Raw genomic sequence first — 21,461 nt, 5'->3', positions numbered from 1 at the left:
TTTAGTCCTTAATAGCAACTCCATTTTTTATCTTTTTATTAAATTTTTATCTGAAGAAGTTTTTTTATTCCTTCGATCGTTAATTAGCTTACCGAATTTCTCTACCACAAATGTTGTAAGTAATTTTTATAGACTTTCTTTACCCAAAAATAATTCAAAAGGAAAGCTAAGCATGGAAGTCAATGCACTGGAAAAAGTAATCAATTACTTTGGCTCAACGACGCAAGTAGCCAAAGTTTTAGGGATTAAACAACAAAGTGTCAGTGGTTGGTGTTATGGCCGCAGTAATGTGCCGCTAGAAATTGCTTTACACATCGAATTGTTAATGTGCGGTGAAGTGACTTGGAAGGATTTAGTTCCTTTTGAAGTTGTATATCGTCTAAGAAATTTCTGTTTATCACTTAAGGAGGCAGGTAGTTATCCATGCGAACTAACACATGTGCTTATGAATCGTATTATCTCTCCTGATACCTTAAAAAACCAGCAGAATCAACCTGTTTACCTACACAGACCACCTTGTATAGATGAAAATTATACGCTTATTTTTGGTTATGAGACTTTCTATAAATATCAAAATAATAACAAAAGGACGATTCCCTGCTGGAAAATTTCTCTTGCAAGCTTATATGAAGGTAAATATGTAACAGAGGATTTGACGAAAGCCTTTCTAATCAGTGAACGAGTAGCTACTGGCATGGCACTTGGGATTTTTATTGGAAATCGCCAAGGACAAAGAAATGACCTTCAACGAAACGAGTCAAAAAGGAATCGGACTCAAAACGAGAGATTTCATATCCAACCGCTTAGGTTTTAGAAATTCAAAAACATACGAGCAGGCAATAAAAGTTCAACAAGGCTGTTCTGAATTAATCAAAGCCGTTGATCAAGAAAGAATATCCATATCCAAAGGCGCTAGCCTAGCCAAACTTACCTATGAAGAACAATTAAAAAATCTACAGGCAAAAAATAACTAATCCACATACTAATAACAAGGAGAAATCAAATGAAAGTACTAAAAGAAATCCCAGCCTGTTTCTGGGCAGAAAGTAAAACGGGTTATTTAGAGACACATGAAAAATTGTTACTTATTTATTTAATCAGCCATCCTGTTACTAATCGTTTGGGATGTTTCCGCCTACCACTGCGTTACATGGCTTACGATTTGGAATGGTCTGAACAATATACAACGGCTTGTTTTAACAAACTGATTCGTTTCAATTTTTTAATCTGGGATCCAATAACTGAATGGAGTTATTTAACCGATTTTTTAAATTGGTTTCCGATTAAAAATAGTTACCAAGGCAAATACATTGAACACGTTTTTGAGGAAATACCCGAAACAGCCATTATCTTTAAAATAGTAGTCGGTCATCTATTACAAATTTCTTATTTAGATAAGATTTTCCGTCAACGTTTAATTAGTTGCTGGAAAAAAACATTAGAAAAAGAAGTTGATGCCTATGATCCTGTCCAAGAAAAATAGAGCTCATAAACAAAAAACAGCACCTCAATGCTGCCAATGTGGAGGCAATAACAATGCGTGAGTTTGCCAAAATATCTGTTGAATTTTGGACAAGCCCCTTAGGTAAACAAATGAGGGGCTATGAAGCCGAATCTAAGGTTTTAGTTTTTTATTTATTGACTTGCCGTCATACCAATATGCTGGGTATTTATTATTTACCCTTAGCATTGGCATCGCATGAAACTGGAATAGATTTAGAGGGTGTTAGAAGGAGTATTGAAGTCCTAATCAAAGTTGGTTTCTGCTCGTATGACGAAGACAGCGAATACGTTTGGGTTCATGGAACAGCGGCATCACAACTGGGTACGCTTAATAAAAATGATAATCGTGTCAAACACGTTAACCGCGTTTTCAAAGATTTGCCGAATCTCCCCTTTTTATCGGTTTTTTACGAGAAATATTGTGATTTATTACACTTAGTTCCACGCGATTTTTCCACTGCAAAGGCAAGCGTCTTAGTAACCCCCTTTGAAGCATTAGAGATTAGAGATAGGAGATTAGATATTAGAAATGAGAGATTAGAGAAAAGGAAGATCCCTATTATCTTAGGTGGGGAGCACAAAAAAGTACAGCTGTAGCCATTCAAATTAGCAAAGACGACGAAGAAAACAATGCAAGTTCTCTTGTTGTTAAAAAAACTGATCCAGTTGTTTTCACAGTCCCGTTACGACAAGGCAAAACACGTTCTATCACTGAGGATGAATTAACTGATTGGCAAAAAAACTATCCTGCCATCGATGTCCGACAAGAAATTCGCCATCTTGTGGCTTGGAATCAAGCCAATCCCGATCGACAAAAAACCGAACGTGGAATTAACCGCCATATTCAGGGCTGGCTAGCACACACGCAACAGAATCAAAGCAAGGGACGTGATAGTCCTCATCAATCGCTTAGCACTTGGGATCATAACATAGCTGTGATGAAAGCTTTCTTGGAGGAAGATGATGAAAGCGAATGAAAAAAAAACCTTTACGGCCAGCCTTCTTGTGATAGCCGAAACCGTGAATAAAAAAATATCGCCGGCATTGATGAAAACGTATTGGGCCTGTTTGAAGAATTACGATTTTTCGGACGTACAACACGCACTGAGTGAGTTATTAAAAAATCCGGATGTCAAAAAACATCCTTATTTTCCTGCACCCACCGATGTCATTGCGATTATTCAAGGTAACGTGGAGGAAAAAAGCTTATTCGCATGGACTGAAGTAAAAAAAGCCATCAGTGAAATTGGCCATTATGACAGTGTCATTTTTCCTGATGAATTAATTCATGCCGTCATTCGTGATATGGGTGGTTGGATTCATTTGTGCCAATGCACGGAAAAAGAACTGACATTTGCACAACGCGATTTTGAGCGCCGTTATCAAGTGTATTGCCGAAAACGACCCAAGGTAATGCCTCATCAATTAACAGGCCGTATAGCGCAAGGTAAATGGCTATGAAAAATATATTCCAAAAGCGATCCTCTTCTCAGTCCATACAAAGGAAGTACAAAAATGTTAATGGAAAATAATTATAAAAATTCAGCAGGCCGTAAAGTAGTCGATGTGTCAGAAATCATTTTTAATGAACTTAATTTAACAGCACATTGTCATCACATGGCTAAATTTGTCTATCCTGAAGAAATTTTTAGGCTGTCCCGAGTGCATTGAGCGTTTAATATCTAATAACTAAGGAGAAAAACAGTATGTTTATGACACGTGTATTTTACAAGATCATACGCTATCCCATTCAATGGCGAGAAAATCGATTAAAACTAAAAGTACAACGAAAGAAAAAAGCGATTTACTCAAAAGTAGAAAAAGAAAAAATGAAGAAGTTAGCGGCATTATTTAAATCAAACCAAACTATTCAATAACAATGAAACAACACCTAAAACAGATTTTTGAGGCCATGGATCGATTTATAAAAAATTATCAACGAGGCCGTCAAAATAAATACATTCGATTAAGATCAGACGATTATAAATTAGCCGTCAAGTCATTATCGTATTTTCAGAGGCTACAAGCAGAAAAAAAGGGTCATTTTGAGTATCGAGGCTTTACAGTAATACCGGAGAAGCCATGAGATGTAAGAATCCAAGCTGTAACTACTTTAAAACCTATATTACGGATTCGCGTGTTGCCTATGAGGGCAAAGCGCGTCGCCGTAAACATACCTGTCATAAATGCGGAACATCCTACAGAACCTATGAAACGATTTTAGAGGATGAAGAAGATAACCTGTTACATTGGTTTAATTCAGCAGAAGAAAACAAACCTTAAAAAGGGATATCACACTCATCCATTGCTTCTTGTTTCGCTATTCCTTCAGAGGGATTGTATGTAGGTACAGACTGTGTCGTGTTATTATTGCCACCTAACATTTGCAGATCATTAGCAATGATCTCGGTAGTAAATCGATCTTGGCCATTTTTATCTTGCCATTTTCGCGTTTGAAGACGGCCTTCAATATAAACTTGAGAACCTTTTTTTAGAAAGTCACGGACAATTTCAGCGAGTCGTTGAAAGAAAACGACACGATGCCATTCTGTACGTTCTTGCTTTTCGCCTGTTTGCTTATCTTTCCAGGTTTCGCCAGTTGCAACGTTAATCGTTGCTACAGCCGTACCATTAGGCATCGAGCATACTTCAGGATCCGCTCCTAAATGGCCAATTAAAATAACTTTGTTAATGCCACGTGCCATAAAAAATCCCGAAAAATAAAGAAGATTGAGTTTAATTTTATTCTGTCGTAAAAGAAAGTTAAAAAGCGTTAATTTATAAAAATTACCGTATAAAGTAACTATTATTTTGAAAAAATATATTCCATACTAGCGAAGTTCATTCTATTTTTCTTTCCTTGTTAAGTATGGATAAAAACAAACTCCCTTTAAATAACTCTCCTTGCCCTAATACCGAGTCTTCGGACTCGGTACCTCTTTGTGTGCAATTGGCGCATAGTTTTGCTAAAACGTCACATGCCGTCGTACAGCAACGCTATACCGGAGATGGGAAACCTATTTACGTTGATCGAGGTTCGTAATGGCTGGCGGTCGCCCTACGAAATTCAATAAAAAACGATCTGATAATATTATTGAAGCCATTGGCAATTTAGTTCCTTATTCTGTCGTAGCGGAAGCCAATCAAATTGATCGTAGTACCTTATACGATTGGATTAACAAAGGTTTTGACGATCTTAAAAACGGACATAGAACCGCTTTTGCTAAGTTTTCCTACACCTTGAAAAAGCGTGAATGTGAAGCCATCACAAGTTTATTAGATGATATTAAACTCGGTGTCAAAAGCTGGCAATCCCGTGCGTGGCTATTAGAAAGACGTTTTCCAATGGAGTTTGCAATAGGTTCACAGGAATTAGCGCAATTAAAGCAAGAGTTAGAAGATATCAAAAAGGCATTAAAAGATGGCTAAAGATTTTATTCAAAAAGCAATTAAACATGGCGGTGCTTTACGCAAGGCCTTAAAAATAAAAAAAGGCAAAAAGATTCCTAAGAAGAAATTAGAAAAAGCGGTGCATTCAAAAAATCCGTTATTAGCCAAACGAGCCCAATTAGCTGAAACCTTATCTAAATTACGAAATAAAAAGTAGTTTGATTGCAGTTTTTTTATTTTATAACCGTGGCATAGGTAAATATAACTGTTTTAGCTTTAGCAAAAAATTCGTGCACTGTGCATTGCTTTGTTATCAAGGGGATCATTGTATTTTATTTGAGATAGCACCCTTTGGATTTATTTACCGTATTTTGAGATCAAACGATGTGAATAAAAATTTAAATGCTGTGAAGAAATTGTCCGCTTTAAGTGCCTTTATTGCTGTGAAGATTAAAGAACCTAAAAGGATTAAAGAGTTTTTCCTAAAATGGTATACCTGTAACGAGGTGTGTCGTTATTTTAGCGGGATTGATATCGGTTGGACGTTTAATCCTAAACATTTGTTTAAAAAACTACTCAAATTTAAGGATAAACGTAATTACGAACTGTTAGCTTGCTGGAGACGTGCATGAGTGGTGGCGGTGACGATGAAGCTAATCGAATGTTAGAAGAACAAATACGTCAACAGAAGGAAGAAGTAGAGCAAAAGCGCTTGGCCGTCGCACAACAGCGCATGGCTATCATTAAGGGGCAAGGCGCACAGCAGTTTACTAATCCTGATAATCCTAATCCACCGGCGCAGATCCTCCAATGAGTTTTACTGATCTCTATGCCCGCTATGAAGAAAGCAAACGTTACAAGGATCGTTGGTTAGCCTTATACAAAGATTTATATACTTACGTTATCCCTGATCGTGATGCGTTTAATATTAAATTCAATTCTCGTGATGAAGGTAAACCCACAGGGTTGCAGATGTGGGACAATACAGCGCTTCTCAGCGCCTATCAACGTGCCAATGATCTTACATGGTCTGCTACTTCCGCAAGACCGTGTGTGGGGCAAATTAAGCCTGGATCCGCATCTCATTAATCCCAATCAGATCAGTGAACAACAACCTTTATTAGATGAAGTTAATGATCGTTTATTCTTTTATTTAAATCAATCGAATTTAGCCCGTATGGTCGCATCGAGTAATTTAGATCTAGTCGGTGGTACAGCCGCTTTATGGGTTGAATCTATCGATGATGTAACACCGTTATATTTTCGATCGATTCCTGCAATTGCGTTAACAATTGAGTATAGCACTGACGATGTGTTAAACACCTGCTGGTATCAGTGTCGTATGAGCGGACGGAAGATTGTTGAAGATTTTCCGAAATATAACAATAAAAGAAGACTACTTGAGCAACCGAATGATTTATTTGTGGTTATTTATGGACAAATTAAATTAAAAGAAAATAAATTTTATCTTTATGCGATTTTAGAGGATGATCCTTTTGTTCCATTATGGGAAACGGAACGCGATCATAACCAAATCATTATTTATCGTGACAGAGTTAGACCTGGCGAGTGTGAAGGCCGAGGTATTGGTATTGATCTCCTACCAACCATTCGTGATCTGAATCGTGTAATCGAATACAGTCGTAAAAACCTCGCTTATAAAGCCAATCCTCCTTTGTTCTACGATGCTGATAAATATTTTAATCCGCATATGGTAAGACAGTGGTCAGGCGCGTTAATTGCGAGAAACCCACAAGGCAGAAATCCTTTAGAAGCGTTGCAGTTACCTGAATATCCCGAAGTCTTAGAACACATTAAAGATTTAAGACAAATTATTCGAGATGGTTTTCAAGTGGATCCGATTGGTGAAGTGAATACACCAGTTAAATCAATCTGCTACGGAAGTATCGATCAGAGAAAACAGAGCACAGCGTACCAGTGCGACGGATATTTCACGCTTAATTAACGAATTGCCTAAACAAATTTTTACTATCAGTGCCCAGATTTTAGCGAAACGACGTTTACTTTCGCAAGATCGCAGTGTTAGTAAACTAAATACGCATTTACTACGTTTTGATTTTCAAAGTCCGCTATACGATCTACAAAAACAAGATGATCTTAGTCATTTTACGATGATGGCACAGATTCTTCAGCAGTTTGGTGGTGAAGGTGCAGTGTTAACGGCCACTAAGATGGAAGAAGTTTTACCCTTCCTAGCAGATAAATTGAATCTTCCCAGTAAACTGATGAAATCCAAAGAAGAGTTTGCTAGCTTCTTGCAACATATGGCACAGCAGATTCAGCAATTGCAAACACCTACGCCTCAATTACCCATACCAGCCACGAGTGCGAGTCCGATTTCGATTCCTCCTCCTTCACAGGTGCAGTTTTAATGTTAAATAAACTAAAATCAATTAACTGAAGATCAAATCATCGATAAATTTTTGTATGACACGTATGTGTTATTTGAGCTTGATCCAAAGGGCAAAGCTTATTTAAACGACATGATAGCTAACAGTTTTATGGAGCAAGCACGTGCCTTTACTGGCGCTGCTTTTGCTTGGCAAGATGGTCGTCGCTCCGTTTGGCGAATGATTCAAACACATATTGACCAAGTGCACGATCTCCTGAGAGACAATTTTTAGCGAGGTATTTGAATAATGACAGAAATAAAAAATACACAGGATGGACAAGAATTAGATGCTATTATTTCAGAATCCAATGAAGCAACTATAACGGAATCTACTAAACTCTATGCTGGCAAATACAAGTCTGTAGAAGAATTAGAAAAGGCTTATAAAAACAGTGCCGGTGTATTCAATGAAAATAAAATTCTCAAAGAAAACTAAAAAACTTTGAAGCTCCTGAAAATTATAACTTACCTGAATCAATCTGTTTGCCTGAACAAGAGATACAAGGGTTACAAAAGATAGCCAAAAATGGCTGGTTTAAATCAAGAACAATTCAATAAAACACTTAACTCTATGACAGAACAGCAGCAACACTATCAAAGTCAGCGAGAGGATAGAAAAAAGTTTCTCGGCGATAAGCTCACTATTATTGAAGATTATGTGACTAAAACATATCCCGCTTCTTTACAGTCCACTATTTTAAATACCCTTATTGGAGATGAAAACGCCATGTCAGACGCCTTAAAACACCGTGATCAATTATTAAATAGCCAAGTACCTGGTTTAAGTAGTCAACGGGCTAATTTATCCGATCCCTATGAAGGAAAAAATGAGTTACTTAAAGTAGCCAAAGAGTATGAACGCGATCCTTCCGACAAAAATAGAAAACGTTATATTAATCTAGCTAGCGAAGTGGCTGAAGCACGATTTAAAAAGTGAGTCTTTTAACTTCAAAAACATATTCAGGATCTATTTCGACCATGACCTTTTCAACAGGAACTAATCTACTAGGTTTATTAGGCTTAAAAAAGGAAAGTTTAACATTTATTGCATTAGGACCCGTTTTACTCAAGTCAAGAGGCTCATCTTGGTTTTCACTGCTTTGAGATGGAGCATTAGATAAATAAATTAAATTTGGATAGTTTGAAAGAAAACTAGGGGACAAACGATATGCTAATTCTGCATGACCATTCCTTGCTGCTAAAATTCCAGCCGTAATTCCATGCACATTGCAAGTAAAAGGATTAGCCCCTTTTGCTAATAATTTTTCTACTAAGATTATATTTCCAGTTTCAGCAGCTTCATGTAATGGAGTTATACCCCATTTGTCTTGTGTATTTACTTCAACTCCTTGCGCTATAAAATCGAGCGCAATAGCCGTTTGACGATATCGAACAACAAGTTGAAATAGCGGGTTATTTGCATTCCCAACAATTGGGTTTAGCTTATAGCCTCTTTCTTGAGATCTTTTTATAAATTCTTTTGCTGCTAATGTATTTCCAAGTAATATATACGAAATTAATTTTTTGTGGTCCAAATCGTGATACATAATAGCCTTAAATAGTAAATTTAACTTTATTTTAACTGTTAAAAATTAAATACGCTATTAAGATATCTAAAAGTATTGTTTTGATATCTATCTGCTAAAAATGTTTAAAAGATTTGCTATGATAAACATCTCTAACTAAACAACAAGAATTCATTATGAAAACTGAAGTAAAAGAACCAAGTTACTCTAAACTTAATCAAGAGGAAGCAAGCAACGTAGTTACAAAGGAACCTAATAGAACAGTTTCAATGGATAAGATAGAAGTACTTTCAAGCGAAATAGTGAATTTGCCACTTGTTGAAAATAGATATGCAAATTGTTTTTCTAGATTCAATAATTGGATGTGCTTTTGGAGTAGTCCATTAGCAGATAAATTTGTTCATCCTTCAGAAGTATATCAACCGACCACTACGTCTATAAAGTAGACTAGATAAAGTAGCTTGTACCTTTTTATTGAGGAATTATAATTGATTTGAAAAGCCCATTCGGTCCCCTTTTTAAGTCAATCACGGCATTATCAGCCCCTTCTTTTGGGTAACCTGATAGATGGAAATTTATTTTTTATTTATTAGGTTGTTTATGTCCGAAATTAATTATGATGCGGCGTGTCAGCTCTTTGATACGCAAGTCACGCTGCAATATCAAAATCGTTTAAAGCTGCAAGATACCATTGAAGAGGGCCTACGAGGTACAGCACTAAATGTACCTGTGTCTGATTTGGTAGAAATGGCACAAACTAATTTTGCACCGACCGATATTTTTGTGACACCCGTTAATGAAACGAACGTCCAAGTTCCCACTAACGATTATCATCTAAAAACAGTTATTGGTGGTGGTGAAAAAACACTCTATAACTTTGATAAGATCGTTGACCATTCGAAATTGCATGGTTTGGCGGCAGCGCGTTTGACTGATTATATTAAGATCAATGCGATCTTTAGTGATCCGGATTTTATTGCTGGAAAAATCTATACTGTGCCTATCGATGTGGGTGTTAATACGGGACTTAATGAAGAGAAATATGCTTTAGCAATTGCCTATCTCGAAAGCCAAGGTATGGATGTACATGATCTCGAAGTATCAACCTGGGCACCTGCATTATTAAAGCCTTCTTTGTATAACGATCAACAGGTTTCTAATTTTTTCTATAATGATGTCAAACCCTTAACCAATAACAAAGTCAAAGTCTACTTAGATATTGACTTTAGATTCTTAGGTGAAAACGGCATTAACAGTATTCCACGCGTACCCGATGATAAAGGTTTGTTTAAATATACGGTGCCTGTAGTACATCGCGATGCGATTATACAAGGCTATAACCGCGATATCACGACCAGCATTACCTGGTTACCTCATCAAGACCGTTGGGAATTATTAACCACCCTAACAACGGGTGCCAAGATCATTCAATCCCGTGGTGTTGCCTTAATCACGGCTAATCAAAAATTTGCCAAGAACCCTTAAGAGGATCCTATGCCAAGTATACCTAACACCTCCAATTTTATTACCCTAACTCCCGTAACCGGAGGTCTTCCTGGTACAGCGGCCGCTTTATTTTCAGCTAGTACGCCAGATAAAGAAGATGTTATTACCAAAGCCGGTTATATTAATGATCTGTATATCCGAAAACAAGTTAAAGATTTCGACGTAATGATCATCAACTATGAGTCTAGCAAAAACAGTGGCTTATTCTCTGTTAAAAATACCGCAAAAAGCGGTGATCCGCCGCAAGCACAACTCATTAAAGTGGCCGCACCGACTCCACCACCACCTCCCAAATAAGACTGGCGTGTATGGCCTTACCTTTTTCCAAACTAACGGTGATCAATCAAGCCTTATTAGCCTTAGGTTTGTCACCGATTGCCAATGAAAAAGAAAGTGAGGCCGCACAATTTATTTCAGAGAAACTAGATAGCTTATTACCCATCTTATTATTGAGCGAAACCTGGCGCTTTGCAGTGAAGTATCGTGAAGATAATACACCCATTACACAAAATTTCTCGCCGGATTATCGTTATACCTATCAATTACCGTTTGATTATGGGCGTTTTATTAAGTTGGGCGCTAACCGTTTTATTTTAGATTTTGAGCTTGTAGACGGGTACATCCTCACTAACACGAACCCATTCATCTATTATTATCTCGTCAATACGATGGATTACAGCATCTTACCACCGATCTTTGCTCGAACTTTAGCATTATATGCGGCTTCTGATTCAGCCGTTTCATTGACGCAGAACGTCAACTTAGCGAATTACCTGGAAGCTAAATACGAAAAAGAAAAAATGAATGCGTTATTACTCAATAACATGGAGCGCGATATTAAAGCAGCGCCATTTAACGATTTTGATCGGGTGATGTGGATATAGAATGGCAACCGAGCTTATCCGGCAAACCATGTTCAGTAGTGGCGAAGTGGATTCGATTAATTACCATCGAACAGACTTTAAAGATTATCTCACCGCTGCACAGTCATTGTTAAATATTGAAGTTGGAACCACAGGTCTAGCTAAAAAAAGAAAAGGGACGAAATTTCTCACTCAAACTAAAAATAGCGATCCTAACGCGAAATTGTATAGTTTTTCAGGATAAAAATGGTCAATTTTATATTCTCGTCAGTTTAGATAAATCCTTTGATATTTACCAAATAAGTGATGATGAAGATCACATTACTTTCTTACAAACCTTAATAACACCGTATCTTTCTGTCGATTTGGCTGACTTAGATTATACCAATGACAACGATTCGCTGATTCTCGTTCATAAAGAGTATCCACCGGCGCGAATTACAATCAAAGATTACGATAAATCGTTGTTTATCTATGAAGTATTAAATCTCTATCCTTTACCAGCCTATGATTTTGGGGATGTCATTTATAACAAAGGCGATGCTTCTATTTCAGGTGACGCGCATACCATTACCCTGACATTAACCAATGCACCTGGGTTTACGGATGATTGGATTGGCGGACAAATTATTGGTGGTGGAACGACTGAGGTTTCGCCATTAGGTTATGCGATCATTACAAAAGTTGCTTATCAAGCCGATAAGGTCATTTTTACAGGAAAAGTACAAATTCCTTTTTTAATTAACGGCGCATCAACATCAGCGACGCAATACTCTGTAAGAAAAGCCGCTTTTTCTCAAAATATGGGTTATCCCAGTAAAGTTATCTTTTTTCAAAATCGATTGTGGTTTGCGAATACTAAAACACTTAATAATACGATCTTTGGCTCAAAAATAAATGCACCGGTCAATTTTGATGTCGGTGTAGGACAAGATACCGATGCGATTATTTATACCTTAGGGCAAAGTGACTCTGGCGGTATTGTTTGGATGAATGGCGGTAAGCAATTAGAAATTTATACGGCCAATTACGAGTTTGTAGCCCCGCAAGAACAAAACACGGGCTTAACCCCTGGCACATTCTCAGTACGTCAACAAGCGGCCTACGGTGTCTCAGAAAAGTTAAAACCCATTAGCTATCTCAATGACAGTTATTATCTCAATAAAACTGGTAATGCGATCATTAACTTTCGGTTTCAAGGACTAGGCCAGAGTTATTTAGCCAGTAATATTAGCCAGGCCGCGAGCCACTTAGTCAAAAATCCCGTTAAAGCCGTGCTATTGCGTGGTACTGATACTTCACAAGATAATTTTATTTATTTTTTAAATCCTGATCATACCATTACCACCTTTCAATTTGCACACGAAGTCAATTTAGCCGCCTTAACACCCATGACGTTTAACCCACCTTATGGAAATACTCAATATAGTCTCTATCAACAACCTCATTTATTTGTTAAAAAAGTATGTCAACAGTGATCAGGTCGTTTTAGAAAAAATGCTAGCTGAACACATCAAAATCGATGGCTACGAAGAAAAAGAAATGTCCTCCGACGGCACCATTGAAGGCCTAGAACGTTTTGAAGGCTTAGATGTACAAGTTGTACTTGTTGTTGATGACATGGGTATCTATCGCGTAAAAAATGGTGTTATTCATGTTGCCAATCCGCAAAGATTTAGTGGAACAGCAATTGTCGGTTTGCTTTATCCGGTTGAAATCATACCCATGTATTTTTATACAGGCCCTTCGCACGCTGACTTAATGAAACAAACGACTAAGATTTATGTCGAATATTTTGAATCGTTAAACTTTTACATTGATGATAAGTTAGTCAATTATCAATTTTTTAATAAAATTGCGGATAAAACGACCTTTTTATTTCCTCCTAGTGGAACAGCGATTGTTGGCCCCGTATCAGGCTGGAATCGCGATAAAACCTTTACGATTACCCAAAATGCACCGTTCGATTTACAAATAACCGCCATTGCCTATCAAGTGACGGCATCAATGATCTAGGAGAATTATGCCACAAGCCAGTTTACTTATTTTAGCGACAGCCGCGGCAATGGAAGTCGGCAAAGGTGTTATGGAAGTACAAGCAGCCAAAGCACAAGAAAATCAACTTGACTTACAAGCCAAACAAAATGAATTGCAGTACCAGCAATCCACGTTAAGTAACTTAGACAGTTTAGATAAGGTTATTCAACGCCAAGCGGCACAGATGACCACACGGGGTGTTGCCTTCTCTTCACCCAGCTTTAATGCAACACAGCGTAATACCGAAAACATTGGCCAACACACTGATGTCCTTTGCGCAATTAAAAAGTATGAGTCCAAAGTAATGGCTGAATCTTTTGCACAATTTAAAGATGAAGTGCCCATTTTGCGCGATACCAAAATAGCCAGTGGCGCTAAAGGTTTTGAATCAATAGGACAGGCCCTTGGCAATGTGTCTCAAGGGTTGATACAAACCGATTTGCGTTTAGAGCAAGAAAAAAGTAATGCGCTATTACTCCAAGCCACCAGCAGTGCGGATCAAATTAAATCTGACGCCTTGGTTAAACTCAAACCAATCAAATTGCACAAGATACGCAGCAGCAACTGGATAATATTAAAAATACCACACCTGTTAATAATAAAACCAAAGGGCAATTAGACGTTTTATTACAATCCAGTCGTAATCAAGTTAATAGCCAAGCGCAACTCACTGATTTTCAAACCAACCAACTGAAATTAACCAGTCAGTTTTATACCGAATGGCCGAATGTCTTAAAAGACCTCTATAGCTCTGTTAATGATGACAAACTCTTTCAGCAAAAATTAGATTTAGCACATCAGACAGTAGAAAAGGCGATGTTGGGGCGACTTATTACGCCGAAACAGGGCGGCGTATTATTTAAAACGCTGTCCCATAGCCTCGATAGAGTGCAGGCGCTACACCAGCTTTATCAAAACCCCAACGCGCGCTCGGCCGACTTGCAGAAAGTTTTAGCCTCACCGTTTGCCCAAAACATCGATAAAGCCAATACACCGATTTCACAAGACATCTTACATCTGCAAAATCATTACGATATGGATTTAACGATGCAGGGTGTTAAGTCCGATTTAGTGAAAGGTCAGCCGATTAATCCTTTAGCCTGGATGAAGCTTACGCCGGATCATTTAAACGAGGTGGTTTTATTTGGTCAAGGTGTACAAAAAGCACAAGGTCTTTTCAATAACGGTGAGAATTGGCAGTTACTCAAACAGCGCTTAAGTGAACTCGATACCAAAAATGGTTTACTAACCCAAGCCGAAAAAGGCGAACGAGCCGCCTTGCAGCATCTGCTGAATGGTTTTACCTCGGGAGAATATGCTCAAGTCATTCAACAAACACCGCAAGGACAAGCTATTCTAAAGGGTTATGCACAAAATTATAATAGTGTGGATCCGCGTGCAGCCTATAACGACTACATTTCGCGATCCGTGCAACTCGGTCATGCGATGCAGATCGATAATCATTTTATTCAACCGATTCCAAATGACCTGAAACTACAAGCACAATCCGCTTTTATCCAAGGCGCCGACCCCGATACCTTACTGCAAGTGCTTTCCCATCACGATCCCAACAATAAAGTTTATCTGGCTGCCAGTTTACAAAAGCCCTTGCAACAAGAAGTCGCTTATACCGCGGGATTATTACAGGGCAATACTGATCCCGCTTTTTTACGACAATTGATTTTAGCGAATCAAACGGGACAGGATTTTTCTAAAGTTGGGGTTATTAATAAAAGCGATTCTGGTGTCGATGATAAATCATTAAAAAATAATCTCATTGCGCAGTTATACAGTCAATCAGGCTGGTTTAGCAGCCATTGGAATGCGTTGCGAGATAATCCTAAACACGATAGTTCAGATGTTTTAGATTATTTAGGTCAATCGGGTGATCCTTCCCGTACTTTAAGCGTGGTCAACATGGCGATGAACTATGTGAAGTATCAAGGTTTAATCCATAACGATTTAGCACTCAAAGACATTAATAAATACATGCAAACGTTTAACGACAATTTCACTAGAGCCTATCAAATTTCAAAAGGTGACGGTTATACCTTTAACACCAAAGCGCTAGGCATTACCGATAGTGAAGCCGCTTACTTAGCTCAGCATGTGAAAGAGGAAGCGTATGAAGCTCTAGGATTTAACATCAGTCCGATCAAACCATTTAAAACAGTGGTTGAAGAAAGTCAGGGACTTTTTCCCATGACATCGACAGGAACTGTTATCGCTAAAGAAGTCTGGCAACACATCAAAAATCCTCTAGCTGAGTTTTTTAATTTAGATCGCAATCCGTTAACTATCACCAATACACCGGATGGTTTAATCATAGCCGTTGATCAAGCCGGAACAGTGGTTTATTCGCAGCCCTATACCGATAGCTTATTACATTATGCGCATAGGAAGAAATAAATGTTACTCAGTAATGCGATAGTAAAACCAGATTTTAAAGAACAATACCAACAGCAAGCTGAATTTAGTCCACCCAGTTATAGTGCACTATCAGGTAATTTCTTAGAACAGTTGATAGCACCTGAGATGGCTTTAGATAAAATAGGATCGTTAGCAGGATTACATCCCCATTTTTCATCACTGAATGCTCTTTATCATTCCATACAAAATGTAACGGAAGTACCTGTCTTACCATTAACACAAAAAGTGGGCGATGGAATTGCTGCTGTATTAGGTTTTGGATTAAACCCGATCAATATTGCCTTAGGGGGCGCCGGCGGTTTATTAGCTAAAGGAGCGGTTAAAGGTGTTTCGGCCTTAGCACCTGAGTTCTTAAGCAATCTTGCGGGTAAAACAATCACAAAATTATCGACGGAAACCGTAGGATCACTGGGTGAAAAAGCGTTAACTGTTTCTGGTATTGGTACGGCGCCATTGATTCCTCAAACTCTAGCGGAATCTATAACGCCTGATAATAAAGTAGATGTTTCACATTTTATTAAAACGACTGCTATTGCTGGTGGGATTGGATTAGCCTTAGGTGCTGTTCCTTTTGTCGGAAGTATAATTCGCTCTAAACTTTTTAACCGTTCCGGAGTAAGCGATCTAACAGAAAAAAAAAGAACAAGACCATTACACCTGAAGAAAAGTTTGGTTCCAGGATTATAAAAAAATCCAGATAACCCAGAACTCGAACAACGTGCAGCTGAACTACTACAAAAAATCATCCTGATATCGCGGTTAACCGTATCGATAAGAAAGTGAATGTATCGTTATTAACACCGAATGATATTAAAGCCTTACAGTGGGTTATTACCGGAAGAATTATTAGCTCGTGAAGGTATCGATAACCCCAATGTACTATCTGATTTTATCCAAAAAAATGCCTTAGATCGTCTCAAGCAAAATCCTGCATTAAGTGACGGCTTAAAAGGCATTCTCACGGAACTAGAAAATAAAGGAGCAGAAGATTGGAAGCCATTTTTTATCCAATGTCATTGACCATATAAAATAATATTCCTGATGCAAAACTGTCTGAAAAACAAGCTTTTGAAGCGAAAGAACGCTTAAAACAGTACGAGGATAATCTAAAAGCCGGCGTTAAAGAGGAGTCAACGCCTATCGAACTCCCTTCAAAACATTTAGAGGACAGTGCAATCGAAAAAGAAGTATCACCTGCGGTCAAAAAATTTCAAGAATTTAAAGAAAAAAACCAGGTATTTCGTAATGCGATACATTGTATTTTAGGGAAAATCTGATGTCAGACGATAAATTGCTAAAAAAAAGTAATTAATAAAGCTAAAAAGGAATCTCGACAAAAAAGAACCTTGCCTGAGGCTGGCACGGTTTTAGATAAAGCTATTTCAAAAATAAAGCAAAAAGGCGTCAACAAAAAATTAAGGTCACTCTCAACCGAGGCCGCTCAAAAAGGGAAAGCATTAGAAAAAACAAAAGCAAGTTTAGCTAGCCAAAAAATCAATGCTTCCGCCCGACAAGAAAAGGCGGTGGGGAAGGAAATTGTCAAACGGCTTGAGCAGACAAAACGCTTAAAAAAAGAGAAACAAGAAACAGAAGGAAAAGAAATAGCCAAACGTGTTGAACAACAGAAACGTTTAACCCAAGAAAGGCGCGAAGCGGTTGGCAGGGTCACTAAAAAATACCAAGACAAAGAAGCACGCAGAAAAGCACGGATAGCCGCTAAGAAACAAGCTAAGCTAGACGAAGCCGAACGAAAAAAGAACTGTCTTGCGAATGCCCTCGCTAATTTATCGCAATTTACCGAAAATGATTTGCATGAGTATGTCAATAATGTGTTATCCAAAGCCAGAGAGTATGACAAATTAGGAAATAGAGGTGCTATTAACAAAGCGATTGATGAAGTTAACCAAGAAAATTTACAAAATCACCTTGAAGATATCCAAGTTACCGCTAATAATGTGAGAAAGTTTGACAATTTAGCGAAAACATTAAAAGAAAAACCGATTAATTTGCGCTCCTTACTGGTGCAACGCTATACAAATTTATCGTCGAATGTTGAGGCTTATCAGAAAGCCGCACAGCAACGTTTATTTAAAGCATTATATCAAGGCATGTCTGATGAGGAATTAAGTTATTTACAAAATAAAGATAATGATATTTCCGTTGCCCGTGCCTTAGATGGGAAGACTGCACCGGAATTGGCAAAACAACTGGCTAAAAAAATAGAAAATTATATTGATGTCCGTAATCCCGAATTAATTATTTCTAATGCCTTACGTCTACGTGAAGTCAATACCGATCGCTTTATTCGAGCCGTCCATGATCAACGATTAGTGATGCAAGGTGGGCGCAGTATGGCAAAGCGGTTAAGCCTCCATAATTTATCGGCCGAAATGCGTTCTGAATCCATTAAAAATGCAGAAAAACGATGGGTTTCATTCATAAAAACGCATCTCAACTTAGAGAAAACCTTTGCTGGTAGTAAAGCCATTGATACGGAAGGTAATCTTATTGAATCGGAAGTGGATAAACGATTACAGACGATTTATGACAATATCACGACAGGTAAAAGTGAAATCTTCACGCGTTCAACAATTGTCAATGACAGAGAAGCCGTTAAAAGAAAAGCTCATCTATTCTTTTACTGGAAGGACCATGAGTCTTTTTTGAATTATAGCCGAGAATATGGTCAAGGGAATTTGTTTAAAGCCATCAATGGTGATCTCAACAGTTCGGGGAATCGTATTGGAACGGCGGAACTCATGGGTGATAACCCAGCATCCGTTTATCTTGATCTAAAAAAAATTCAACGAAAAAAATCACCTAAGAGTCAAGCTTGGAACGATAATACTGACATGTTATATAAGGAAGTGATGCAGCAAAACAAGGCGGTGGTAAGCCCCAGCATCGCGGCGTTTGGTTCTAATACACGGGCTTTAAGCGCAGCAGCAAGATTATCGACTATCGTATTACAGAGTTTACCTGATTCTGTCTATATCGCTTCCTTTGCGCAGCGCTGGGGAAATCAGTATTTCCAAAGTTTTGCTTCGACGATAAGCCATACTTTCGATTCATTTGCCGACGATGAGCGAAAATTTATCGCCAAGCAATTTAAGCTTCTAGCCGATAGCCATTTGGGTTATATCGCTCGCTTTGCGGATTTAACCAATGGCACGGAACTCATTCAGAAAGTAACCACTGGATTTTTTCGGGCCAATTTGCTGGAGGCTTTCGATAAAGGCAATCGCCATTCTTTAATGCACCTTATTTCGAAAGGCTTGTATAAACAAAGAAATAAATCCTGGAATCAATTATTGCCAGAAACTCGCTGGCAGTTACAAAAATATGATTTAGGTGAAAAAGAATGGGATTTATTGAGAACGAAAAATCAAGAAGGCCTATTTACAACAGCTAATGTGGATGTGGTAACTGACGACGAGTTAAAAACGTTATATGGCGATACCAAACCTCGCTATGAAATGCGTAATGATTTGTACCGTAAGGTCTACACAATATTTTCCGTCGCTTCTGATAACGCCGTATTAGCCCCTGATAGCTTTATGAAAGCCTTTATGTACTTCGGTACACGCCCTGGCACGGTTAAAGGCGAACTCTTTCGCATGGTCATGCAGTTCAAAGGCTTTGCCTTCACCTATGCCGATAAAGTGCTCTGGCAAGGCTTTCAAGATGCAATGAATACCCAAATGCGCTTACGGTGGGGATTAGCCATGTTTGCTGCCACACTGCCCTTAAGTTATATGTCAAATCTATTCAATAATTTATCGCATGGCAAAAGCATGCCGTTGTTTTCCAAAATGAATGTCCCTGAAAAAATAAATTATTTAGCGGATTTAGTGAATCCTAATTTTGGGGTTTTCATGCAAATCCTTGACCCTACCTATAAGGGCTCTGGTGAATTAATGAAATTATTTACGTCGCCTAGCTTCAAGCTACTGCTTGATACTATTTCATTAGGCGGGGCTATTGTGACAGCTAATCCAAAAAAATCGGGAAAAGAAATAAAAAATATTGCTAAAAATATCCTACCCATCGACACCATGCCCGTTATCGGCCCTTACCTCAATCAGCTCCTCGGCGATAAATCTTATTTAGCACCCGGACAAAAAATGATTTACGGAAAATAATATGCCAAAAAGCAATTTACCCCAACAAAATACGATTGACCAATATATCGCTGACGGAAAGACAGCTATTTTTAACTATACTTATTTGATTCTCGTTGATAATGATATGGCTGTCTACGTAACAAATCCTGGTGATGAAGCCAATCCTGATAAAGACTTACAAGTATTGAATCAAGATTACACCGTACAGAACGCAGGAACCATGACGGGTGGCACGATTACTTTCGTTAAAGGGAAAGTTCCTATTGCCGGTAGTATTGTTACTTTAGTTCGCAGCATGCAAGTCGGCATTGAAACCGAATTTGGCAATGCCCAATCCTTTAATGGTCATACCCTCGATGCGGCCTTTGAACGCATATTGTTGATCATGCAGGAGTTCAATACGCAGATAAACAAAAATAATCTGCAATATATTATTAATAGTTATTTAACCTCTAATTTAGCCAATAAATTACCTATTTTAACAGCACAAGATAATCAAGTTTGGGTCAGTCAAGGTGGCAATATTATCGCGGCACAAATTGAAAATACTGATGTCAGTACCTTACGTTCCGAATTGGCCAGTCAAGCACCCAATGGTGGTGATGGCACCGCATTAATTGGTTATTACAAGACTTTAGAAAAACAAGGAAGCACCCTACATGCGTATTTAAATCAGCTCGAACAAAAAATAGCTACGCTTTCTGAAGCTTCCATACAAACCGGTGATTTTATCTTAACCGGCGTGCACATCACTGAACGTAAAGGATTTTTACTCATGAATGGAAGTGCCATTAGCCGAACAGACTATGCGGCGCTTTTTGCAGCGATTGGCACGCAATTTGGTGCAGGCGATAGTAAGACCACCTTTAATATTCCTAACTTTTGTCGACGCGCATTGGTCGGTTCTGGTGGAACAGCTACCCCTATTTTGAATAACACGGTCGGTAGTGCCGGTGGCGAAGAAACCCATAAAAATGACGATTGATGAACTCATTGCGCATACACACAGCATGAGCGCTTTTGTGGTACAGCATCAATTTCAAAATGGACCTAACGATTGGTCTGGCGAACATCCCGATACGGTTCAAACGGGCTCTACAGGGGGTAGTCAACCCTTTAATGTCATGCAGCCTTCTTTAGTCGTCAATGGATTTATTAAAACTTAAGTTATGCAACTCGCGAGTCTTAAAAAAGAAATCAATCACTTAAAAATAAGCTTGCAAAAACGAACGCAGGATCAATTTACTTGGGGACGGGATAATGAAAATAACTTAGTCTTATTTTTTGGAAAAAGTGAAACCATCACCTTACCTTTTTTGAGACTAAGACCCTACCAACAAGAAATACAACACAAATTATTTAATGAAAATTATAAACGTTTCTTTTTAGTGAGACCCAGACGTTCTGGCAAAGAGATCGAATCGTGGAATCTGTTAATCCAAGGCGCACTCACTCAGCCTGGTTTATATTTGATGATTTACCCGACCAATGTACGGGCACGTCTTGTCCTTTGGGAAGGTGCGGTATTATTGAACGATAATAACGAAGGAAAAAGTCTGCGTTTCTTAGATATGATCCCCAAACGTTGTCTCAAGCACATCAACAACCAAGATATGACCCTACAACTCATTAACAGATCAGTCATTCGTGTCGACTAGGGTCGGATATC

Annotated in this window: 36 protein-coding genes; 34 read left to right on the top strand and 2 right to left on the bottom strand. The window is 38.3% G+C overall.

Annotated features, from left to right (window positions below):
* Positions 1 to 172 precede the first annotated feature (172 nt).
* The 8 genes from S3O_RS11010 to S3O_RS0103330 all read left to right on the top strand — a co-directional run bounded on the left by S3O_RS11010 (position 173) and on the right by S3O_RS0103330 (position 3,786).
* Positions 173 to 814 (top strand): transcriptional regulator, encoded by a 642-nt coding sequence (locus S3O_RS11010; protein ID WP_010597644.1) that lies wholly within the window; start codon positions 173 to 175, stop codon positions 812 to 814.
* A gap of 189 nt (positions 815 to 1,003) precedes the next feature.
* Entirely contained in the window at positions 1,004 to 1,483 is a 480-nt protein-coding gene (locus tag S3O_RS0103365) for a hypothetical protein (protein WP_010597643.1), read from the top strand.
* 53 nt (positions 1,484 to 1,536) lie between these two features.
* Entirely contained in the window at positions 1,537 to 2,100 is a 564-nt protein-coding gene (locus S3O_RS11005; RefSeq protein WP_010597642.1) for a hypothetical protein, read from the top strand.
* Between the two features lie 185 nt (positions 2,101 to 2,285).
* The gene (locus S3O_RS0103355; protein ID WP_010597641.1) at positions 2,286 to 2,480 is read left to right on the top strand and encodes a hypothetical protein; all 195 of its coding nucleotides are present in this window, start codon (positions 2,286 to 2,288) and stop codon (positions 2,478 to 2,480) included.
* Positions 2,467 to 2,964, top strand: a complete 498-nt coding sequence (locus tag S3O_RS11000) for a DUF6475 domain-containing protein (RefSeq protein WP_010597640.1) — start codon at positions 2,467 to 2,469, stop codon at positions 2,962 to 2,964. The genes S3O_RS0103355 and S3O_RS11000 overlap by 14 nt, the downstream gene beginning before the upstream one ends.
* A gap of 60 nt (positions 2,965 to 3,024) precedes the next feature.
* Positions 3,025 to 3,174, top strand: a complete 150-nt coding sequence (locus tag S3O_RS17120; RefSeq protein WP_156792718.1) for a hypothetical protein — start codon at positions 3,025 to 3,027, stop codon at positions 3,172 to 3,174.
* A 41-nt stretch (positions 3,175 to 3,215) separates the two neighbouring features.
* A complete protein-coding gene (locus tag S3O_RS17115; protein ID WP_192805866.1) occupies positions 3,216 to 3,380 on the top strand; it encodes a hypothetical protein in 165 nt (54 codons plus the stop codon).
* A 205-nt stretch (positions 3,381 to 3,585) separates the two neighbouring features.
* Entirely contained in the window at positions 3,586 to 3,786 is a 201-nt protein-coding gene (locus S3O_RS0103330; protein WP_010597638.1) for an NrdR family transcriptional regulator, read from the top strand.
* Here S3O_RS0103330 and ssb read toward each other — a convergent pair.
* The gene (gene ssb / locus S3O_RS0103325; RefSeq protein WP_010597637.1) at positions 3,783 to 4,208 is read right to left on the bottom strand and encodes a single-stranded DNA-binding protein; all 426 of its coding nucleotides are present in this window, start codon (positions 4,206 to 4,208) and stop codon (positions 3,783 to 3,785) included. The genes S3O_RS0103330 and ssb overlap by 4 nt on opposite strands.
* Positions 4,209 to 4,372: 164 nt before the next feature.
* On the opposite strand from ssb, the gene S3O_RS17110 reads away from it, so the two are divergent.
* From S3O_RS17110 to S3O_RS0103270, 11 genes are all read left to right on the top strand, one after another.
* Positions 4,373 to 4,546, top strand: coding sequence for a hypothetical protein (locus S3O_RS17110; protein WP_156792716.1), 174 nt, complete (start codon positions 4,373 to 4,375; stop codon positions 4,544 to 4,546).
* Positions 4,546 to 4,932, top strand: coding sequence for a helix-turn-helix domain-containing protein (locus tag S3O_RS0103315; protein ID WP_010597635.1), 387 nt, complete (start codon positions 4,546 to 4,548; stop codon positions 4,930 to 4,932). The genes S3O_RS17110 and S3O_RS0103315 overlap by 1 nt, the downstream gene beginning before the upstream one ends.
* The gene (locus S3O_RS0103310; protein ID WP_010597634.1) at positions 4,925 to 5,110 is read left to right on the top strand and encodes a hypothetical protein; all 186 of its coding nucleotides are present in this window, start codon (positions 4,925 to 4,927) and stop codon (positions 5,108 to 5,110) included. Before S3O_RS0103315 ends, S3O_RS0103310 begins: the two co-directional genes overlap by 8 nt.
* A 73-nt stretch (positions 5,111 to 5,183) precedes the next feature.
* Entirely contained in the window at positions 5,184 to 5,525 is a 342-nt protein-coding gene (locus S3O_RS0103305; protein ID WP_010597633.1) for a hypothetical protein, read from the top strand.
* Entirely contained in the window at positions 5,522 to 5,707 is a 186-nt protein-coding gene (locus tag S3O_RS0103300; protein WP_010597632.1) for a hypothetical protein, read from the top strand. The genes S3O_RS0103305 and S3O_RS0103300 overlap by 4 nt, the downstream gene beginning before the upstream one ends.
* Entirely contained in the window at positions 5,704 to 5,982 is a 279-nt protein-coding gene (locus tag S3O_RS17720; RefSeq protein ID WP_010597631.1) for a hypothetical protein, read from the top strand. Before S3O_RS0103300 ends, S3O_RS17720 begins: the two co-directional genes overlap by 4 nt.
* Complete coding sequence (locus S3O_RS19455; RefSeq protein ID WP_010597630.1) at positions 5,945 to 6,859, top strand: portal protein; 915 nt, start codon at positions 5,945 to 5,947, stop codon at positions 6,857 to 6,859. The genes S3O_RS17720 and S3O_RS19455 overlap by 38 nt, the downstream gene beginning before the upstream one ends.
* A gap of 4 nt (positions 6,860 to 6,863) precedes the next feature.
* Positions 6,864 to 7,286 (top strand): hypothetical protein, encoded by a 423-nt coding sequence (locus tag S3O_RS19450; RefSeq protein WP_010597629.1) that lies wholly within the window; start codon positions 6,864 to 6,866, stop codon positions 7,284 to 7,286.
* 111 nt (positions 7,287 to 7,397) lie between these two features.
* Positions 7,398 to 7,538 carry a hypothetical protein gene (locus S3O_RS0103280; RefSeq protein ID WP_235776159.1) on the top strand — a complete coding sequence of 47 codons (141 nt, stop codon included), beginning with the start codon at positions 7,398 to 7,400 and terminating at the stop codon, positions 7,536 to 7,538.
* Between the two features lie 15 nt (positions 7,539 to 7,553).
* Complete coding sequence (locus tag S3O_RS0103275) at positions 7,554 to 7,742, top strand: hypothetical protein (RefSeq protein WP_010597627.1); 189 nt, start codon at positions 7,554 to 7,556, stop codon at positions 7,740 to 7,742.
* A 90-nt stretch (positions 7,743 to 7,832) separates the two neighbouring features.
* Entirely contained in the window at positions 7,833 to 8,243 is a 411-nt protein-coding gene (locus tag S3O_RS0103270; RefSeq protein ID WP_010597626.1) for a hypothetical protein, read from the top strand.
* On the opposite strand, the gene S3O_RS15190 is transcribed toward S3O_RS0103270, so the two are convergent.
* On the bottom strand, positions 8,233 to 8,841 hold the full coding sequence (locus tag S3O_RS15190) for an ankyrin repeat domain-containing protein (protein WP_192805865.1): 609 nt from the start codon (positions 8,839 to 8,841) through the stop codon (positions 8,233 to 8,235). The genes S3O_RS0103270 and S3O_RS15190 overlap by 11 nt on opposite strands.
* Positions 8,842 to 9,008: 167 nt before the next feature.
* Between S3O_RS15190 and S3O_RS0103260 the strand changes: the two genes are divergently transcribed.
* The 15 genes from S3O_RS0103260 (at position 9,009) to S3O_RS0103190 (ending at position 21,450) form a co-directional block, all read left to right on the top strand.
* Positions 9,009 to 9,278, top strand: coding sequence for a hypothetical protein (locus tag S3O_RS0103260; RefSeq protein ID WP_010597624.1), 270 nt, complete (start codon positions 9,009 to 9,011; stop codon positions 9,276 to 9,278).
* A 154-nt stretch (positions 9,279 to 9,432) separates the two neighbouring features.
* Positions 9,433 to 10,317 (top strand): phage capsid protein, encoded by an 885-nt coding sequence (locus S3O_RS16295; protein ID WP_235776158.1) that lies wholly within the window; start codon positions 9,433 to 9,435, stop codon positions 10,315 to 10,317.
* Positions 10,318 to 10,326: 9 nt separating this feature from the next.
* A complete protein-coding gene (locus S3O_RS0103250) occupies positions 10,327 to 10,635 on the top strand; it encodes a hypothetical protein (protein WP_010597622.1) in 309 nt (102 codons plus the stop codon).
* An 11-nt stretch (positions 10,636 to 10,646) separates the two neighbouring features.
* Complete coding sequence (locus tag S3O_RS0103245) at positions 10,647 to 11,222, top strand: hypothetical protein (RefSeq protein ID WP_010597621.1); 576 nt, start codon at positions 10,647 to 10,649, stop codon at positions 11,220 to 11,222.
* Between the two features lies 1 nt (position 11,223).
* Positions 11,224 to 11,445 (top strand): hypothetical protein, encoded by a 222-nt coding sequence (locus S3O_RS0103240; RefSeq protein WP_010597620.1) that lies wholly within the window; start codon positions 11,224 to 11,226, stop codon positions 11,443 to 11,445.
* 121 nt (positions 11,446 to 11,566) lie between these two features.
* Complete coding sequence (locus S3O_RS0103235; RefSeq protein WP_010597619.1) at positions 11,567 to 12,679, top strand: hypothetical protein; 1,113 nt, start codon at positions 11,567 to 11,569, stop codon at positions 12,677 to 12,679.
* Positions 12,654 to 13,217, top strand: coding sequence for a hypothetical protein (locus S3O_RS0103230; protein ID WP_010597618.1), 564 nt, complete (start codon positions 12,654 to 12,656; stop codon positions 13,215 to 13,217). Before S3O_RS0103235 ends, S3O_RS0103230 begins: the two co-directional genes overlap by 26 nt.
* Positions 13,218 to 13,224: 7 nt before the next feature.
* Positions 13,225 to 13,857 carry a hypothetical protein gene (locus S3O_RS0103225; RefSeq protein ID WP_010597617.1) on the top strand — a complete coding sequence of 211 codons (633 nt, stop codon included), beginning with the start codon at positions 13,225 to 13,227 and terminating at the stop codon, positions 13,855 to 13,857.
* A gap of 197 nt (positions 13,858 to 14,054) precedes the next feature.
* Positions 14,055 to 15,647 carry a hypothetical protein gene (locus tag S3O_RS0103220; RefSeq protein ID WP_010597616.1) on the top strand — a complete coding sequence of 531 codons (1,593 nt, stop codon included), beginning with the start codon at positions 14,055 to 14,057 and terminating at the stop codon, positions 15,645 to 15,647.
* Positions 15,648 to 16,355 (top strand): hypothetical protein, encoded by a 708-nt coding sequence (locus S3O_RS0103215; RefSeq protein ID WP_010597615.1) that lies wholly within the window; start codon positions 15,648 to 15,650, stop codon positions 16,353 to 16,355. It abuts the gene before it with no gap.
* 117 nt (positions 16,356 to 16,472) lie between these two features.
* A complete protein-coding gene (locus S3O_RS0103210) occupies positions 16,473 to 16,688 on the top strand; it encodes a hypothetical protein (protein WP_010597614.1) in 216 nt (71 codons plus the stop codon).
* Between the two features lie 326 nt (positions 16,689 to 17,014).
* Positions 17,015 to 19,810: a hypothetical protein gene (locus tag S3O_RS0103205; protein WP_010597613.1), complete on the top strand. Its 2,796-nt coding sequence runs from the start codon at positions 17,015 to 17,017 to the stop codon at positions 19,808 to 19,810.
* Between the two features lies 1 nt (position 19,811).
* Positions 19,812 to 20,777: a phage tail protein gene (locus S3O_RS0103200; RefSeq protein ID WP_010597612.1), complete on the top strand. Its 966-nt coding sequence runs from the start codon at positions 19,812 to 19,814 to the stop codon at positions 20,775 to 20,777.
* Positions 20,767 to 20,958: a hypothetical protein gene (locus S3O_RS0103195; protein ID WP_010597611.1), complete on the top strand. Its 192-nt coding sequence runs from the start codon at positions 20,767 to 20,769 to the stop codon at positions 20,956 to 20,958. The genes S3O_RS0103200 and S3O_RS0103195 overlap by 11 nt, the downstream gene beginning before the upstream one ends.
* A 3-nt stretch (positions 20,959 to 20,961) precedes the next feature.
* On the top strand, positions 20,962 to 21,450 hold the full coding sequence (locus S3O_RS0103190; RefSeq protein WP_010597610.1) for a hypothetical protein: 489 nt from the start codon (positions 20,962 to 20,964) through the stop codon (positions 21,448 to 21,450).
* Positions 21,451 to 21,461: the final 11 nt, after the last annotated feature.

This window comes from Rickettsiella massiliensis 20B (assembly GCF_000257395.1).
Lineage (GTDB): Bacteria > Pseudomonadota > Gammaproteobacteria > Diplorickettsiales > Diplorickettsiaceae > Diplorickettsia > Diplorickettsia massiliensis.
This window is presented reverse-complemented; position numbering and strand designations above follow the sequence as displayed.

Excerpts from the sequence above, each read along its gene's own strand:
- S3O_RS11010 (WP_010597644.1), top strand. The coding sequence starts at position 173 with ATGGAAGTCAATGCACTGGAAAAAGTAATCAATTACTTTGGCTCAACG.
- S3O_RS0103365 (WP_010597643.1), top strand. The coding sequence starts at position 1,004 with ATGAAAGTACTAAAAGAAATCCCAGCCTGTTTCTGGGCAGAAAGTAAA.
- S3O_RS11005 (WP_010597642.1), top strand. The coding sequence starts at position 1,537 with ATGCGTGAGTTTGCCAAAATATCTGTTGAATTTTGGACAAGCCCCTTA.
- S3O_RS11000 (WP_010597640.1), top strand. The coding sequence starts at position 2,467 with ATGAAAGCGAATGAAAAAAAAACCTTTACGGCCAGCCTTCTTGTGATA.
- S3O_RS17120 (WP_156792718.1), top strand. The coding sequence starts at position 3,025 with ATGGAAAATAATTATAAAAATTCAGCAGGCCGTAAAGTAGTCGATGTG.
- S3O_RS17115 (WP_192805866.1), top strand. The coding sequence starts at position 3,216 with ATGACACGTGTATTTTACAAGATCATACGCTATCCCATTCAATGGCGA.
- S3O_RS0103330 (WP_010597638.1), top strand. The coding sequence starts at position 3,586 with ATGAGATGTAAGAATCCAAGCTGTAACTACTTTAAAACCTATATTACG.
- ssb (WP_010597637.1), bottom strand. The coding sequence starts at position 4,208 with ATGGCACGTGGCATTAACAAAGTTATTTTAATTGGCCATTTAGGAGCG.
- S3O_RS17110 (WP_156792716.1), top strand. The coding sequence starts at position 4,373 with ATGGATAAAAACAAACTCCCTTTAAATAACTCTCCTTGCCCTAATACC.
- S3O_RS0103315 (WP_010597635.1), top strand. The coding sequence starts at position 4,546 with ATGGCTGGCGGTCGCCCTACGAAATTCAATAAAAAACGATCTGATAAT.
- S3O_RS0103310 (WP_010597634.1), top strand. The coding sequence starts at position 4,925 with ATGGCTAAAGATTTTATTCAAAAAGCAATTAAACATGGCGGTGCTTTA.
- S3O_RS0103300 (WP_010597632.1), top strand. The coding sequence starts at position 5,522 with ATGAGTGGTGGCGGTGACGATGAAGCTAATCGAATGTTAGAAGAACAA.
- S3O_RS17720 (WP_010597631.1), top strand. The coding sequence starts at position 5,704 with ATGAGTTTTACTGATCTCTATGCCCGCTATGAAGAAAGCAAACGTTAC.
- S3O_RS0103280 (WP_235776159.1), top strand. The coding sequence starts at position 7,398 with ATGATAGCTAACAGTTTTATGGAGCAAGCACGTGCCTTTACTGGCGCT.
- S3O_RS0103275 (WP_010597627.1), top strand. The coding sequence starts at position 7,554 with ATGACAGAAATAAAAAATACACAGGATGGACAAGAATTAGATGCTATT.
- S3O_RS0103270 (WP_010597626.1), top strand. The coding sequence starts at position 7,833 with ATGGCTGGTTTAAATCAAGAACAATTCAATAAAACACTTAACTCTATG.
- S3O_RS0103260 (WP_010597624.1), top strand. The coding sequence starts at position 9,009 with ATGAAAACTGAAGTAAAAGAACCAAGTTACTCTAAACTTAATCAAGAG.
- S3O_RS16295 (WP_235776158.1), top strand. The coding sequence starts at position 9,433 with ATGTCCGAAATTAATTATGATGCGGCGTGTCAGCTCTTTGATACGCAA.
- S3O_RS0103250 (WP_010597622.1), top strand. The coding sequence starts at position 10,327 with ATGCCAAGTATACCTAACACCTCCAATTTTATTACCCTAACTCCCGTA.
- S3O_RS0103245 (WP_010597621.1), top strand. The coding sequence starts at position 10,647 with ATGGCCTTACCTTTTTCCAAACTAACGGTGATCAATCAAGCCTTATTA.
- S3O_RS0103240 (WP_010597620.1), top strand. The coding sequence starts at position 11,224 with ATGGCAACCGAGCTTATCCGGCAAACCATGTTCAGTAGTGGCGAAGTG.
- S3O_RS0103225 (WP_010597617.1), top strand. The coding sequence starts at position 13,225 with ATGCCACAAGCCAGTTTACTTATTTTAGCGACAGCCGCGGCAATGGAA.
- S3O_RS0103220 (WP_010597616.1), top strand. The coding sequence starts at position 14,055 with ATGTTGGGGCGACTTATTACGCCGAAACAGGGCGGCGTATTATTTAAA.
- S3O_RS0103215 (WP_010597615.1), top strand. The coding sequence starts at position 15,648 with ATGTTACTCAGTAATGCGATAGTAAAACCAGATTTTAAAGAACAATAC.
- S3O_RS0103210 (WP_010597614.1), top strand. The coding sequence starts at position 16,473 with ATGATATTAAAGCCTTACAGTGGGTTATTACCGGAAGAATTATTAGCT.
- S3O_RS0103200 (WP_010597612.1), top strand. The coding sequence starts at position 19,812 with ATGCCAAAAAGCAATTTACCCCAACAAAATACGATTGACCAATATATC.
- S3O_RS0103195 (WP_010597611.1), top strand. The coding sequence starts at position 20,767 with ATGACGATTGATGAACTCATTGCGCATACACACAGCATGAGCGCTTTT.
- S3O_RS0103190 (WP_010597610.1), top strand. The coding sequence starts at position 20,962 with ATGCAACTCGCGAGTCTTAAAAAAGAAATCAATCACTTAAAAATAAGC.